Here is a 13,008-nt window from a genome sequence, read left to right on the forward strand (position 1 = left end):
AGACAGAAGTATGCCGACTCAAACCACCCTGTGGGAATCGCTCAGCCGACTCTACCCACACATCAAGCCCATCCTGCCGCGGCTGATCCTGGGCCTCGTCTGCGCGCTCGGCGCGAGTCTGATGGCCCTTGCCATCCCCCAGGTCTTCCGCGTGCTGATCAACGATGCCCTCGCCGTCGGAGGCGCGACGTCGACCGTCTGGATTGCCGCTGGCGTGGTCCTGCTACTGGGCATCCTCGAAGCAACCTTCGTTGCACTGCGGCGCCAGTTCGTCATCGCCCCGGCGACGACCGTTGAAACCAACATGCGGACGTCGTTCTATCGCCATTTGCAGGATCTCACCGTCGCCTTCCATGACCGTTGGGGTAGCGGCCAGCTCCTCTCACGCGCCATGACGGACCTGAACCTGATGCGCCGGTGGATGGCGTTCGGGCTGATCATGCTGGTGGTGACGTCGCTGACCGTGGTCATCGGCGTCGTCATCATGTTCCTCACCTCGTGGGTGCTGGCCCTGATCTTCCTGGCCGCGGCGCTGCCGATCATGATCTACGGCTTCCGGTTCCGCACCTCCTACAGCAAGGTTTCGCGGAAAAGCCAGGACCAGGCCGGCGACCTTGCCACCACCGTCGAGGAATCCGTCCACGGCATCCGGGTGCTGAAAGCCTTTGGCCGGAGCCGTGAGGCCCTCGAAGGATTCAACCTGCAGGCCGAGGAACTCCGGCAGACCGAGATCTACAAGGCACGCTCGCTGGCCAACTTTTCGTTGATCGTCACCCTGCTGCCCGAGCTGGCGTTGGGCGCCTCACTGGTGGTCGGCGTGCTGTTCGCCGCCAACGGTGACCTCTCGATCGGCGCCCTGGTGGCCTTCTTCGCGACGGCCGCCGTGGTCGCTACCCCGGTTGAGTTCATCGGCCCGCTGCTCGCCATGACCTTCACCGCCAAAACGGCCATCGACCGCCACTACGAGGTCATGGAGTCCGTCAACACCATCACCGATCCCACGGAGCCGGTCCGGCTGATCGATCCCCGCGGCGAAGTGACCTTCACCGATGTGCACTTCCGCTACCCCGACGCTGAGGAGGGCACCGCCGATGTGCTCAACGGCATCAACCTCACCATGCGTGCCGGGGAGACGATGGCGCTGGTAGGCGTAACCGGGTGCGGCAAGAGCACCCTGCTGCAGCTAGTCCCCCGCCTCTATGAGGTGACCGGTGGGTCCATCGCCATCGACGGCACTGACCTGCGGAGCATCTCCATCGCCGATCTGCGCACCCATGTGTCGGTCGCCTTCGAGGACACCACGCTGTTCTCCAACTCGGTCCGAGAGAACGTCCTGATGGGCGCGGAGCCGCGGGATGGAAAACACGCCGAGGAGATCCTGGCTGAGGCGCTCGAGGTCGCACAGGCGCACTTCGCATATTCGCTGCCCGACGGCGTCGACACCCTGATCGGGGAGGAGGGCTTGAGCCTTTCCGGCGGCCAGCGGCAGCGGATTGCCCTGGCCCGGTCCATTGCTTCGAAACCTCGGGTGCTGGTGCTCGACGACCCGCTCTCGGCCCTGGATGTCCGCACCGAGGAACTGGTGGAGGAAGGCCTGCGCAAGGTTCTCCTTCACACCACCACCCTGATTGTCGCCCACCGGCCGTCGACGGTTGCCCTCGCCGACCGGGTGGCCCTGCTCGAGGACGGCCGGGTGACCGACGTCGGCACCCACACCGAGCTGCTGGCACGCAACACGCATTACCGATACGTGATCGCGAGCCTCCCTGATGGCCCGACCGATCTGGACACGGAGCTTGAAGACTTCGAGAACGACGACGAGGGGGCGCTCACGTGAGCACATCACCACAGCCGAATAACGGATCGGCACCCACCGGGGGGACGTCGTCGGGCGTGACCAACGAGGACGACGTCCTCCTGTCCAAGGCCCAGAACAGGTCGGTCCGCTCGCGGTCCTTCCGCCTGCTGGGGTCTCTCATCAAACCCAACCGGCGCCAGTTCATCTGGACCATTTCCCTGGTGGTCGGGTCGCAGGCAGCCCGGGTCGCCGGCCCGGCAATCATCGCGTTCGGCATCGACAACGCCCTGCCATCGCTGCTCGACGGTGACCCGATCTACCTCTGGCTCGCCGGCCTTACCTACCTGATCGCGGCAGTCCTGACCGCCTTTTTGACGGCCGGGTATGTCCGGGCGACGGCGCTGCTCAGCCAGGCGATGCTGCTGGATTTGCGGTTGCGTGTCTTCAGGCACACCCAGCGGCTCAGCCTAGAATTCCACGAGAAGTACACCTCGGGTCGCATCATCTCCCGGCAAACCTCGGACCTTGAGGCGCTGCGCGAACTTCTCGACTCGGGCGTGAGCTCCCTCGCCTCCGGCGTCATGTACATGCTCTTCACCGCGATCACCATCTTCGTCCTGGACTGGCGGACGGGTCTGCTGATCCTCGTCGCCGCCGTGCCAATGTTCTTCCTGGCGCGCTGGTACCAGAAGCACTCCCAGATCGCGTTCCGTGCCTCCCGGGTGGTGTCTGCACGGCTGATCGTCCACTTCATCGAAACCATGACCGGGATCCGTGCCGTCAAGGCTTTCCGCCGTGAGGAAGTCAACGCCGCGAAGTACGACGAGCTGGCCGAGGACTACCGCAAGGTCACCGTCCGGTCCATCAACCTCAACGGCGTCTTCCAGCCGGGTCTGGTGCTGATCGGCAACGTCACCGTTGCGGTGGTCCTGCTGGTCGGCGGGTTCCGGGTCCTTGACGGCACTCTGGCGGTCGGCGCCCTGCTCGCCCTCCTGCTGTACAGCAAGCGGTTCTTCCAGCCCGTCGATCAGATGGCCATGTTCTACAACTCGTTCCAGTCCGCGTCGGCGGCGCTGGAGAAAGTGTCGGGGCTACTCGAGGAGGTGCCGACGGTGCGCCCACCGAAAAACCCGGTGCCGCTGAAAGACCCTCGGGGAGCAATTGAGTTCGACGGCGTGGAGTTCCGGTACGGCGACGGCCCGGTCATCCTGCCGACCATGGACCTGAAGATTCCGGCCGGGCAGACCATCGCTCTGGTGGGTCAGACCGGTGCCGGGAAGTCCACCCTGGCGAAAGTGATCGCCCGGTTCTACGACGTGTCCTCCGGCAGCATCGCTCTCGACGGCGTCGACATCAGGGAGGTCGATCCCCTTGACCTGCGGCGCGCCGTCGTCATGGTGACGCAGGAAGCGTTCCTGTTCAGCGGCAGCGTGGCGGACAACATCGCCCTGGGCAAGCCGGAGGCAAGCCGCGAGGAGATCGAGGAGGCTGCCCGCTCGGTGGGCGCCGACACGTTCATCAGGTCCCTGCCCGAGGGTTATGACACCGACGTCAACAAACGTGGCGGTCGGGTGTCCTCGGGGCAGCGGCAGCTGATCAGCTTCGCCCGCGCGTTCCTGGCGAACCCTGCAGTGCTGATCCTGGATGAGGCCACCTCGTCCCTGGATATTCCCAGTGAGCGGCTGGTGCAGGAGGGTCTGCAGAAGCTGCTGGGCAACCGCACCGCGTTGATCATTGCGCACCGACTGTCAACCGTGTCGATTGCCGACCGGGTGCTCGTGGTCCACGACGGCAAGGTGGTGGAGGATGGCACCCCTGCAGAGCTCATTGGCGGCGACGGGCGCTTCGCGACCCTGCATGCGGCCTGGCAGGAAACGCTCGTCTAGTTTTGCATCTTCGTGTGCTCGGGTACGCTTTAGAGGTTGCTCTGCTAGCCGTTTCTGACGTTCGCTGAGCAGCATCGGGGTGTGGCGCAGCTTGGTAGCGCGCGTCGTTCGGGACGACGAGGTCGCAGGTTCAATTCCTGTCACCCCGACCAGAGTCGCTTTATTCGAACCATGGTTCGAGTAAACCGACTTTAGTTTGAACAACAGAGATGGCGTCGAGAAATCGGCGCCATTTTTGGTATCCGGGAACTGCCCGGCAAGTCCGCCTGAAACGTCCAAAACCGGCCCGATTTGGGACGATTGGGTCGATCCTGGCACCGATACCGCCCGGAGAGATTTGACCGATCGGTAGGCCGTCTGGGCGGCGAAGATGTCGTCAAAGGGTTCGTTGAGATCCGCGCCAACCGCGCCGTCTTGATAGACAAAGAATCGCAAGAAGAAGGATTCGTTGAGGAGCCTCCGAACCTTGTCCGTCGCCTTCTCGTAGTACGCCTTCGGGTCCGCAATCTGATCGAGCGCCTTGGCAAGCAGCTGGCCACCTACGGCAATCTCTTCACCGATATTGGCGAGACTATCTTCAATACGGGAACGCTGCACACGCAGCTCGTGCATCTTCTCGCGAACCTTCGAAGCAGGCAGGATGCCGTCAGCGGCAACGTCGACGAGGCGACTCTCTTTGGCTTCGACTTCCTTCAGTTGATTGGTGTACCTCGCATACATCTCCTTGATGTCCTTCTGTTCACCCAGGAGGGCATCTTCTAGTCGCCTGCGCACATCCTGTTTGAAGTCCTCGTCGAGAACGAGTCGGCTGTAAGAGTCCGACACACTGTCCTCGACGAGATAGGCCGGCAGGTACGGAAGGTCGCACTTGCCCTCCTGACGAGCACGGCAAAAGAAGTATTCGTGAATGGTGCCGCCTCTCCCCTTCGCCTCTGTGTAGATGACGCGGCTCTGTCGGCCGAGCTTGAGACACTTGCCGCAGTAGAGCATGCCCTTGAGGAAGTGGGTGTGGATACGGTCACGCGAGCCCGCACCACTCCGGGAGCTCAAAATCTCTTGCACTTGATCGAATAGGTCTTGGCCGATGATCGGCTCATGCCGTCCTGGATACGCATCGCCCTTGTAGATCACATACCCGACGTAGTACGGGTCTTTCAGCATCTGGTGTAGCTTGCTGGCCGAGACGGGCCCCTCGGGGAATCGTGCGGTCCGGCGATTAGTCAGGCCGAGATCCTCCATCGTCGCTTCCAACTGTTCGATCGAATATCGCCCGGTGGCATACAGTTCAAAGGCTTTGAGGACGAGCGGGGCCCTGACCTCGTCGAGCCCAACACTGTTGATCATGCGCCCGTCGATGTCTTTGCGGATGTTGAGATACCCGAGCCGGGCCTTGCCCAACGTGCCGCCGTTGACGGCTTTGTTTCGCATCTTGATGCGAATGTCCTCACCGCTCAGTTGGTTCTGCACCTGGTTCATAATGTCGGTGACAGCCTCCATGGCTTCGGCGTAAGTACCTTCACCAAAGTCCTCGCGAGCAGACAGTAAGCGCACGCCGAGCTTATCGAGATGTCGCCGCGTGATAGCCGCATCCGTGAAGTTACGGAAGGCGCGCGAGCGGGCGTAGACGATCACGTAATCCACGTCGCGGTTGTCCTGGAGGAACTTGAGGAGGGCTTGAAACACCGGGCGCTTCTCGATTGTCTGAGCTGATACGCCGGGCTCCACAAACTCCTCGATAATGTCAGCATTGACGGCCTCAGCCTTCTGTTTACAGATGTCACGCTGTGTAGCGATGGAGTTGCCATCCTTATCGATGTCTATGGCAGTTTCAGTCTGCTTCTTACTTGAGACGCGCAGGTACAACACTGCTTTGCGCGGTTTCAGCGCTTCGACTTCTTCGATAGTCATCGTCAAACTCCTTGTATCTGGGTGCGGCGGCTCATGCGGTACTGCCACGAACGGGAGAAGGGAGTGCTCTGGGGTGTGCAGCGTGGGGCGGGCTCGGCGATGCCTGTTTGGCGCAGGCGCACGGTCATCGCCGCTTCGGAGACTTGGAAGTGCGCGGCGAGATCTGTTGTCTTCTGCATACCGCCGTAGTAGGCACGCTTGAGCAGCTTTTTGGGAACCAGCAGGCAACCGGCGAAGTAGTCGGCGGCTTGCTCTGCCTGCTCAGCAGGCGTTGCGTCGCGAGTTCCAACGTACAAGGTGTCGGCGCGGTTGTGGTCGATGATGTGCTTGTACTCATGCGCTAAAGTGAACCGCTGCCGGTAATAGTTTTCGTGCTTGTTCAGCTGAATAATCCAGCTGTTACCGTTCCAGAAGCTGGCGCCTGATACCGGCGCGTCGACCAGCTCGATTTCAATCTTGGGCAAATCGGCAATGAACTCAACCGGCACTGGACCGGTCTCGATCCCGTGGAGCTCCAAGAGGCGGGTGGCCTGGTGTTCGGCGACTTGCTTAGCCTCCGCCTGGGATCGGACTTCCCGGTTAGGAATGAGGCCTCGGAGAGTAGCCAGGACGCTCCGTTCAATATATCTGTGAATATGTTCGTTAGTCATGGCTTTCTCCTTTCTGAGAAGTCGTTTGGTTATTCGTCCTCACCAGGGGCTGGACCGTTATTTATTTCGATACCATGCCGGGCGGCGACATCGCGGAAGTGTTCTTCAATTTCGCGAACTGCGATGTCTGGCATGTCTTTGAACTTTGTCCGGAGGTACGGACTGAGGGTCGGTAGGTCGGAGCTCCGCAGCAGGCTCGACTCAGCTAGGATGTCGGTCAGTGGAAGCTGGAGAACGTCGGCAATGGCGCGCAGGTTATCCATACGAGGACTGGCAATCTGTCCCAGTTCCAGCCGCGTGATGGTCCCCTTCGCTACACCTGCTTGGCGAGCAACCTCACTGGCCGAAAGACCCAGCTTCTTACGCTGGTTCCTAATAGTTTCAGCCAAGCCTTGAATATCTTTTTCGTGCATTTCTTCTATCTCCAATTTCTGTTTATATTATGAATCGCCCGTTCAATTCCTTCAACGATTTAAGCGAATTCCACAACAGAAATTTCGTCAAGAAAGGAAGGACTTCCTTGCCCTTTCCAGGGTCATATTGTGTTGTCCGGCAGGGACAGCGGAGGCGCTCTTACGAGTGCTGCTCACGCTGCCCCTGCCGACGGTCCCGAACTACCGTCCGCGAGCCGGGCGAGTTTTGGTCGCCTCCGGATCGCTGCCAAACAACTGCGCAATCGCCTCACGACGGGCGGCAGCTTCGCGATCGATCTCCGCCAAGGCGGATTCCGCCTGCGAGCTGAGATCGGCGTTTCCCTTGATACCAGCAATGTGCGCCATCAAGGCCTTTCTGATCTCGTCAGTGATCGTGCTGTTCCGCAGCTGGGCAATCAGCGTCAGTTGGGTATGGACGTCCGGTTCGAGCCGGATGGCAAGAGTTTTGATTCCTGCCGGGTTCTGGCGATCCCCGCCAGCAATGGGTGTTGTCATGACAACTCCTCGGTGTGTGCGACTGGCGAGACTCCGGGTTGGAATCCTCGTCACCAGCCGCGGTGCACCGATGAGGTGTCGACCGAACTACACCCGAGGCGGTGATCGTGGGCGCGCTGCGGCAATGCGTGCCCGAGCTTCTTGGGCAAAGGTTGGGTTGAGCTCAATGCCCACCCAGTGCCGCCCCAAAGCTTCGGCGACGACCGCCGTCGAGCCACTCCCCATGAATGGGTCAAGGACGATGCCGGGCTCAGGATTGCCAGCATGCCCACATGTTGCCTGAAGAGCTAACCGTGTGGCTGTTGCACCGAGCCGCAGAATCGGACGCCGCCAGGGTGCGCGGCAGATTGCGCAGCGAGCCTCAGGAGTGCCGGCTCGGATGCACTGCTTAGCGAGTGACTCAGGAAACGCGGCGTGATGGCTTCCCCTGCCTGCGGACGTGGCGATTGTCCACACGTCGCCGGGATTCTTGCCGAGGGGATGCCCGACACTGCCTAGTGCCTTCATGGCTGCGAGGCCGGTTGTCGAGTCAGCATTCGGCCCGCGCCACCGCTCTCTACTCGGGCGACGAGTTGCAGGATGGGGTGGCTTACCGGGACGCGAACGGTGCGGTCTCCGAATGGCGTCCAGATCGAAGTGGTAGCGCCCCTGCTTGGCAAACAAGTAGATGACCTCATGAGTGGCGGTCAGCCGGTCCCCCACGCTGCTCGGCATCGGGTTGGGCTTGGCCCAGATGATCTTATTCCGCACTATCCAGCCGTCTTGCTGCAGGAGTTGGGCAACCCGTTCCGGCGCCAGCAGCAGACTTTTCGACGGCGCCCCCTGGCGCGGGTGATTGGCGTAGGTATCACCGAGGTTGAGCCAGAACGTGCCCGTCGGCACCAGCACACGGCGAATCTCACCAGCAATCACCCGGATGGTCGCGGCCCAGAAATCGACGCTGGCCTCCAGCCCAAGCTGCCCGTTTGCGCCATAATCACGCAGTCGAAAGTACGGCGGACTCGTCAGACACATATCCACCGAATCTGACGGAAGCTTGCGCAGTTCATCCAGGGCATCGCCGACATACAAAACATTGACCAACTCACCCATGGCGAACCTCCTGGACCAGCTGCGCCGCCACCTCCTCCGCTGCAGTCACGCGGTAGAGCTCCGGCGTTAGCCTGACGCCTCGCGCCAGTGCGGCCTGCAGGGTTTGCCGACGTCGCTCGGCGATGTCGGGACGATAGGCACCCATTACCCAGACCACGCGGGGAAACCCACCGAAATCACGCTGCTCGATACCGGCCTGGTAATAGGCCTCGTACTGCTGACACTTCCGCAGCACCGTCGGCAGGCTTTCATGACCGAGGTCGATTTCAACGAAGAAGGCTTGGACGTCCTCATCTCCAGGGCGGGCAGCGAGTTCAATGTACAGGTCAGGCCGCAGCACCTGAGTGCCGCCGAGACGATCTACGAATGGGCGGCGAGCCTCCTTCTCCGGCGCCACCTGCACTGCCTCCGCACCTAGCGCATCAGCCGCAGCTTTGATGCCGACAGCCACGTCAGCAATTGTCATCGTGTGATCCAAGAAGCGCGCGGATGGTTCTGGGAAGCGTCGGCCCCGGCGGCTGGAATCCCCTTGCCGCTGGATACGCTGCCCGGCTGTGTCGACGAAGTACACCAGTCCCTGGGAGCCAGCCCGAACCCCACCGACTCGACGATCGAGGACACCCAAAACATGTTCTCGTCGCAGTCGAACCAGGACGCGGCGACACGTTCGCCCACCTGATTCTGCCGACGCATGGTCGTTGAAGTGCAAAGCTTCAATGTGTTCGGCCGTCAGGAACCGGAAGCGCTCGACAGACGCCAGAACAGCAAGGTCGCGGTCACTGAGCCGAGCTTCGATGGCCCGCAGACGACGCTGCGTGACACGCGGGCCTGCGTGGGGCTTGGTGCTAGCGGAAGCACCATTATTCGGCGCCACTAACGGCAGCGATTCGCCGTCGACCTGCGACGATCCCTCTTCCGGATCTGACGCGAACGGGTAGCCGACCGGTAGTGCATCTTTTGACGTCATGCCTGACTCCTTCTGCGCCGCCCACCGGTCGCCTCGTTCTCCACTGATGAATCAAGGACACTACGTAGCCCCTGCTCGATAGCTTCTGTTGACCGACCGAACTGCTTGCGACTGCGCGCCCTGATCGTGCCGGGAGACGACGTTGGTTTCGGCACGTTGAGCGTGGCACCGGACGCCCAGTCAGTCACCGCGCCACCACGAACGAGCTGGGCGTAAATGTGACGTGCCGGCAGCGCCATGAAGTCTTCGGGTTCAAGTCCGGGAGCCATTGCAGCGGCAGCCTTGGCGTCACGTGCGGCAAGTTGGAAGAAAACGCGAGAGCGGCAATTGGCTTCAAATGCTGTGCGCATGCTTGACGGCAGCTGATCTAAATACTGGTGCGCCACGTGGAAGGCAGCGCCCAAGCCCCGCGAGGTGGCCAGCGCATCACCGATATCAGTCGGCAGACGCAGGTACTCCTGGACCTCATCGAGGTAGACCATGACCGGGCGGCGATCGTTCGTCGGAAGGCTGGCGCGTTCTTGTATGGCCTGCCACAGTTCAGCAACAACCATGGCACCCAGTAGCTGGGCAGCTTCGGGCCCCAGAACCCCCTTTTGAAGCGGTACGAGCAGAATCTTCCGTTCAGTCAGCACCTGACGGACGTTGAAGCGTGGCGTCGGCTGTGCGAGGACATGGCGTAGGTGCGGGTCTAACAGCGGACGCAGCTTGTTCATGAGCGGCGCACTGACTTGGCCAGTTGCCTCCGGGGACAGCTGCTCATACCAGTGCCAAAACGGCCCAGCCGAGAAAGGATCGCCGTCGGCGATGTGGTGAGTGACTGACTGCCGGAACTTCTTGTTATTGAGCAAAATCGGGAGCATAGCCAAGCTCGCGTCCTTGCGCTGAGCCAGTGCTAGGAGCGAGTGCCGCAGTATGTCAGAGCTGCGCGGACCGAGCTGGTCACCGTAGAGCGCATGAAAGGTGCCGAAGAGTTGATCGGCGACAAGTGCGGGGCTGCGCCCGTGACCATCAAGCGGGTTAATACCGGCTGGCTCGCTGTCGAGCGGATCGAGCACGACAACGTCGTCTTGACGCTCTCTGGGCACGCGCTTGAGGACGTCACGAATTAAGTCCTTAGGTTCGATCACGACGCAACTTCGCCCCGCCGCCATGTCATTGATGATCAGGGACAGGAGCATGGAGCTCTTGCCCACGCCGGTCGGCCCCATGGCCCAGACATGATGGCAGCTATCGGCTGGCGATAAACCTAACCGGACATCTTTTGCGCCGGGTGCCGTCGACAAGGCGACGATGCGATCCGTTGAGGCCGCCGCGAAGGAAGGTCGGATCTGCCTCGGATGTGCAGGTGGCTGGCCAGGATAGGCCACAGACCCCTTACCGATTGGCCATGCGCTGAGCATGCCGACTTCAACGGCAGAAAGGCGCTGCCCGAAGGCGAAGCGCGGCCACTCAGAACTTGGGTGGTTGAGCTTCTGGATGTGGTCAAAGTCCACCTGAAAACGGAGCCCAGGTGCCACCATGGAGCGAAAAGCGCTAACGACGCCAACAATAAGCGTTCGGCGACGGTCCTCCTCTTTGGCGCTCACGCCAATGCGGACATAGCTCGCAAAGCCGTGCTCACCTTGCTTGTTTTCAATGCCACTGGAAACACCACGGCGCTGCTCCGGCTGGATGCCATGAAGCACCATGGAAGCGATGCCCTGGTCGACCTGCGGGATAGTCCGAGGCGTTAGCTGCGGCGCATACCTCGGCCCGAGGATAATCTGGATCACCAACCTCTCGTCGCCTTGAATGGCCGCCAGACTCGCCAGGAGAGAGCGAGTCGAGCCCTCCGGAGATCGAGGTTCTAGTGATTGGGCAGGCGTTTTGACGCGCACTCGACGAACAGCTTGCGCCGGTAACCGTTCGCCGTCATCAGCAACCACGATTGTTCCGGCGACCAGACGTTCGATGTCGCGACGAATAGCCGAGGTATGTCGCCGCTGAGAACCAACAAGGTAATGGATGCCAAGGCGAGTAGCCCGGGCCTCCAAGATAATTTGCGGGGCGTGACTTTGCGCGCTCCATAAGCGCAGCAGGTTGATAGCTTGCTCATCATCAAGCGGACGCGGCCAGTGGATCTCCTGCCACACCAGCTGCCGAAGGACGGATTCAGGACTACTCATCGACGGTGTCCTCCGGGCGATGCTCGGCGCTTTTCTGCTTGTGCTGGATCTGAGCTTCCCGCTCAGCTTCGGCCTGAGTCATCGCAATGACAGCGCGGCTGAGTTTCCGGAGGTCAGGACGATCGCGCTGCACGCCTCGGACGACGATCTTGCCGTCACGGTGTGACGTAGTCGTGCGCCTCCGATTTGGCTTACTTTTCATGGACATAGTTGTTTCCCTCCTTCCTGCAGTGTTGTGGTTTGCCGCCACCGTTCAACAAATTGAACGATGTCTGAGGTCTAGTATGCGTTCAATAAGTTGAACGTTCAAGCATTTTAGCGCAAACCACAACACCGACTGGAAGAGCTCTTTTACTGTGTAGTGCCGATGGAATTAGTACCTGTTGCGCCGGTACTGGATGACTGCCCACACGGCCCAAATGATCGACGCCACACCCACGCAGACGATCAGGAACGGCAGAATCGACTGCAGTACCTGCGTTGCACAGTAAAGGGCAATCACGGCCAACAGCACGGACATACACGCTCCGATTGCTCGGTCAAACCATGACCGAGGGGTCGGATCAACGCTCACCGCTGCCGCTCCATTTCAAGGTAAATGCCAGTGTTCAGACCATGCCGTACACAGTCCAGCGCAAACTGCAGCTGGTCCCCCACGTACTGCTTGGTCACGGCGTAGAACACAACCTGGCCGACAGCATCCGCTTCAAAGAGATGCCATTCCAGATCATCGCGACTAAACCCGGCGCGCTCGAAGCGTCGCATTAGCCAACGGGCAAGCGTGAACTCATCCGGCGACGAGAAACTGAGTCCCTGTTCAACATGGGCGACGTCATGGACGTAGCGGTACGCCATGTTGACGTCCGGTGATCCAAACACGACGCTACTGCTGTTCTCATTGGAAACGGGCAGCGGACGGCCTTCCCGATGAGAAACGGCGAACGCCTCACACAGCTCCTTATACTTCTCGGGAGCGTCGCTGGCTGGCTCCCAGCCAAAGAATAGACGCCGTTCGATCTGATGAGCCTGATGAAGGACGTAGTCACTAAGGCGCCTCTGCGCATCGACGAGTTCTGTCGGAGTAAAGGTTTCGGGCATGACAAATAACCCCTTTCTGGAGGCATGTTTGAAATGGAGGTTAGGACGAGCCACTAACGTTAGTGGCGGCGCATATCCTTGAGCGCTTGGTGATACAGCGCTGCGAGTCGCCGGGTGACATCGTGGGCTTCCCTCGTGATGTCGGCAACGCGATCGCGCGAAGATGGAGACCGATCACGCCAGAAATCCACTGCGACGAGGTATGCCACAGCAATGGAGGCAGCGCACGTGATCAGGATGGCAATCCAAAGGATCGCAGTCATGGCCGCTCTGGTTCCTTGGGCCAGGTTTCGAGTGCTGTCAGTGCCATTGCCGAGATCTGCTGTGCTATCAGGCGAAGATGCCGGGCTGTTGCTGGTGAATCGACCACAATTACTTTCGCAGCGTTATCGAGTTCATCCACCAGTGCTGCCGCCCGCCCGATGAAGAGACGGACAGCAGCCTCATGCTGCAGCACCTGAGGCTCGGTGCGATGAGCAGGGCTCAGCAGGTTTGCAAATTCATGCTTCACG

Annotated in this window: 15 protein-coding genes, 1 tRNA gene and 1 pseudogene; 5 read left to right on the forward strand and 12 right to left on the reverse strand. The window is 60.7% G+C overall.

Features of this window, described 5'->3' with window-relative positions; all coding sequences use genetic code 11:
* Positions 1-10: 10 nt before the first annotated feature.
* The 4 genes from ACX80T_RS05855 (at position 11) to ACX80T_RS05870 (ending at position 4,446) form a co-directional block, all read left to right on the forward strand.
* Positions 11-1,837, forward strand: coding sequence for an ABC transporter ATP-binding protein (locus ACX80T_RS05855; protein WP_019483141.1), 1,827 nt, complete (start codon positions 11-13; stop codon positions 1,835-1,837).
* Complete coding sequence (locus ACX80T_RS05860; protein WP_459303942.1) at positions 1,834-3,684, forward strand: ABC transporter ATP-binding protein; 1,851 nt, start codon at positions 1,834-1,836, stop codon at positions 3,682-3,684. The genes ACX80T_RS05855 and ACX80T_RS05860 overlap by 4 nt, the downstream gene beginning before the upstream one ends.
* A 75-nt stretch (positions 3,685-3,759) precedes the next feature.
* A tRNA-Pro gene (locus tag ACX80T_RS05865) sits at positions 3,760-3,836 on the forward strand.
* Between the two features lie 139 nt (positions 3,837-3,975).
* Positions 3,976-4,446 (forward strand): hypothetical protein, encoded by a 471-nt coding sequence (locus ACX80T_RS05870; RefSeq protein WP_459303943.1) that lies wholly within the window; start codon positions 3,976-3,978, stop codon positions 4,444-4,446.
* A 288-nt stretch (positions 4,447-4,734) separates the two neighbouring features.
* Here ACX80T_RS05870 and ACX80T_RS05875 read toward each other — a convergent pair.
* From ACX80T_RS05875 to ACX80T_RS05900, 6 genes and pseudogenes are all read right to left on the reverse strand, one after another.
* A pseudogene (locus ACX80T_RS05875) lies at positions 4,735-5,592 on the reverse strand (recombinase family protein); the annotation flags it as partial.
* Positions 5,593-5,594: 2 nt separating this feature from the next.
* Complete coding sequence (locus ACX80T_RS05880; RefSeq protein WP_459303944.1) at positions 5,595-6,242, reverse strand: ImmA/IrrE family metallo-endopeptidase; 648 nt, start codon at positions 6,240-6,242, stop codon at positions 5,595-5,597.
* Between the two features lie 29 nt (positions 6,243-6,271).
* Positions 6,272-6,670 (reverse strand): helix-turn-helix domain-containing protein, encoded by a 399-nt coding sequence (locus tag ACX80T_RS05885; RefSeq protein WP_459303945.1) that lies wholly within the window; start codon positions 6,668-6,670, stop codon positions 6,272-6,274.
* 186 nt (positions 6,671-6,856) lie between these two features.
* A complete protein-coding gene (locus ACX80T_RS05890) occupies positions 6,857-7,171 on the reverse strand; it encodes a hypothetical protein (RefSeq protein ID WP_459303946.1) in 315 nt (104 codons plus the stop codon).
* A gap of 87 nt (positions 7,172-7,258) precedes the next feature.
* Positions 7,259-8,263 carry a DNA-methyltransferase gene (locus ACX80T_RS05895; protein ID WP_459303947.1) on the reverse strand — a complete coding sequence of 335 codons (1,005 nt, stop codon included), beginning with the start codon at positions 8,261-8,263 and terminating at the stop codon, positions 7,259-7,261.
* Positions 8,256-8,972 carry a replication-relaxation family protein gene (locus tag ACX80T_RS05900; protein ID WP_459304036.1) on the reverse strand — a complete coding sequence of 239 codons (717 nt, stop codon included), beginning with the start codon at positions 8,970-8,972 and terminating at the stop codon, positions 8,256-8,258. Before ACX80T_RS05900 ends, ACX80T_RS05895 begins: the two co-directional genes overlap by 8 nt.
* On the opposite strand from ACX80T_RS05900, the gene ACX80T_RS05905 reads away from it, so the two are divergent.
* The gene (locus ACX80T_RS05905; RefSeq protein WP_459304044.1) at positions 8,955-9,140 is read left to right on the forward strand and encodes a hypothetical protein; all 186 of its coding nucleotides are present in this window, start codon (positions 8,955-8,957) and stop codon (positions 9,138-9,140) included. The genes ACX80T_RS05900 and ACX80T_RS05905 overlap by 18 nt on opposite strands.
* Positions 9,141-9,226: 86 nt before the next feature.
* On the opposite strand, the gene ACX80T_RS05910 is transcribed toward ACX80T_RS05905, so the two are convergent.
* The 6 genes from ACX80T_RS05910 to ACX80T_RS05935 form a co-directional block, all read right to left on the reverse strand.
* Positions 9,227-11,398 (reverse strand): type IV secretory system conjugative DNA transfer family protein, encoded by a 2,172-nt coding sequence (locus ACX80T_RS05910; protein WP_459303948.1) that lies wholly within the window; start codon positions 11,396-11,398, stop codon positions 9,227-9,229.
* Positions 11,391-11,606 carry a hypothetical protein gene (locus tag ACX80T_RS05915; protein ID WP_459303949.1) on the reverse strand — a complete coding sequence of 72 codons (216 nt, stop codon included), beginning with the start codon at positions 11,604-11,606 and terminating at the stop codon, positions 11,391-11,393. Before ACX80T_RS05915 ends, ACX80T_RS05910 begins: the two co-directional genes overlap by 8 nt.
* Before the next feature lie 165 nt (positions 11,607-11,771).
* On the reverse strand, positions 11,772-11,918 hold the full coding sequence (locus ACX80T_RS05920) for a hypothetical protein (RefSeq protein WP_459303950.1): 147 nt from the start codon (positions 11,916-11,918) through the stop codon (positions 11,772-11,774).
* A 50-nt stretch (positions 11,919-11,968) separates the two neighbouring features.
* Complete coding sequence (locus ACX80T_RS05925) at positions 11,969-12,496, reverse strand: hypothetical protein (protein WP_459303951.1); 528 nt, start codon at positions 12,494-12,496, stop codon at positions 11,969-11,971.
* A gap of 59 nt (positions 12,497-12,555) precedes the next feature.
* Positions 12,556-12,759, reverse strand: a complete 204-nt coding sequence (locus tag ACX80T_RS05930) for a hypothetical protein (protein ID WP_459303952.1) — start codon at positions 12,757-12,759, stop codon at positions 12,556-12,558.
* Positions 12,756-13,007 (reverse strand): hypothetical protein, encoded by a 252-nt coding sequence (locus ACX80T_RS05935; protein ID WP_459303953.1) that lies wholly within the window; start codon positions 13,005-13,007, stop codon positions 12,756-12,758. Before ACX80T_RS05935 ends, ACX80T_RS05930 begins: the two co-directional genes overlap by 4 nt.
* Between the last annotated feature and the right edge of the window lies 1 nt (position 13,008).

Source organism: Arthrobacter sp. Sr33, from assembly GCF_054511195.1.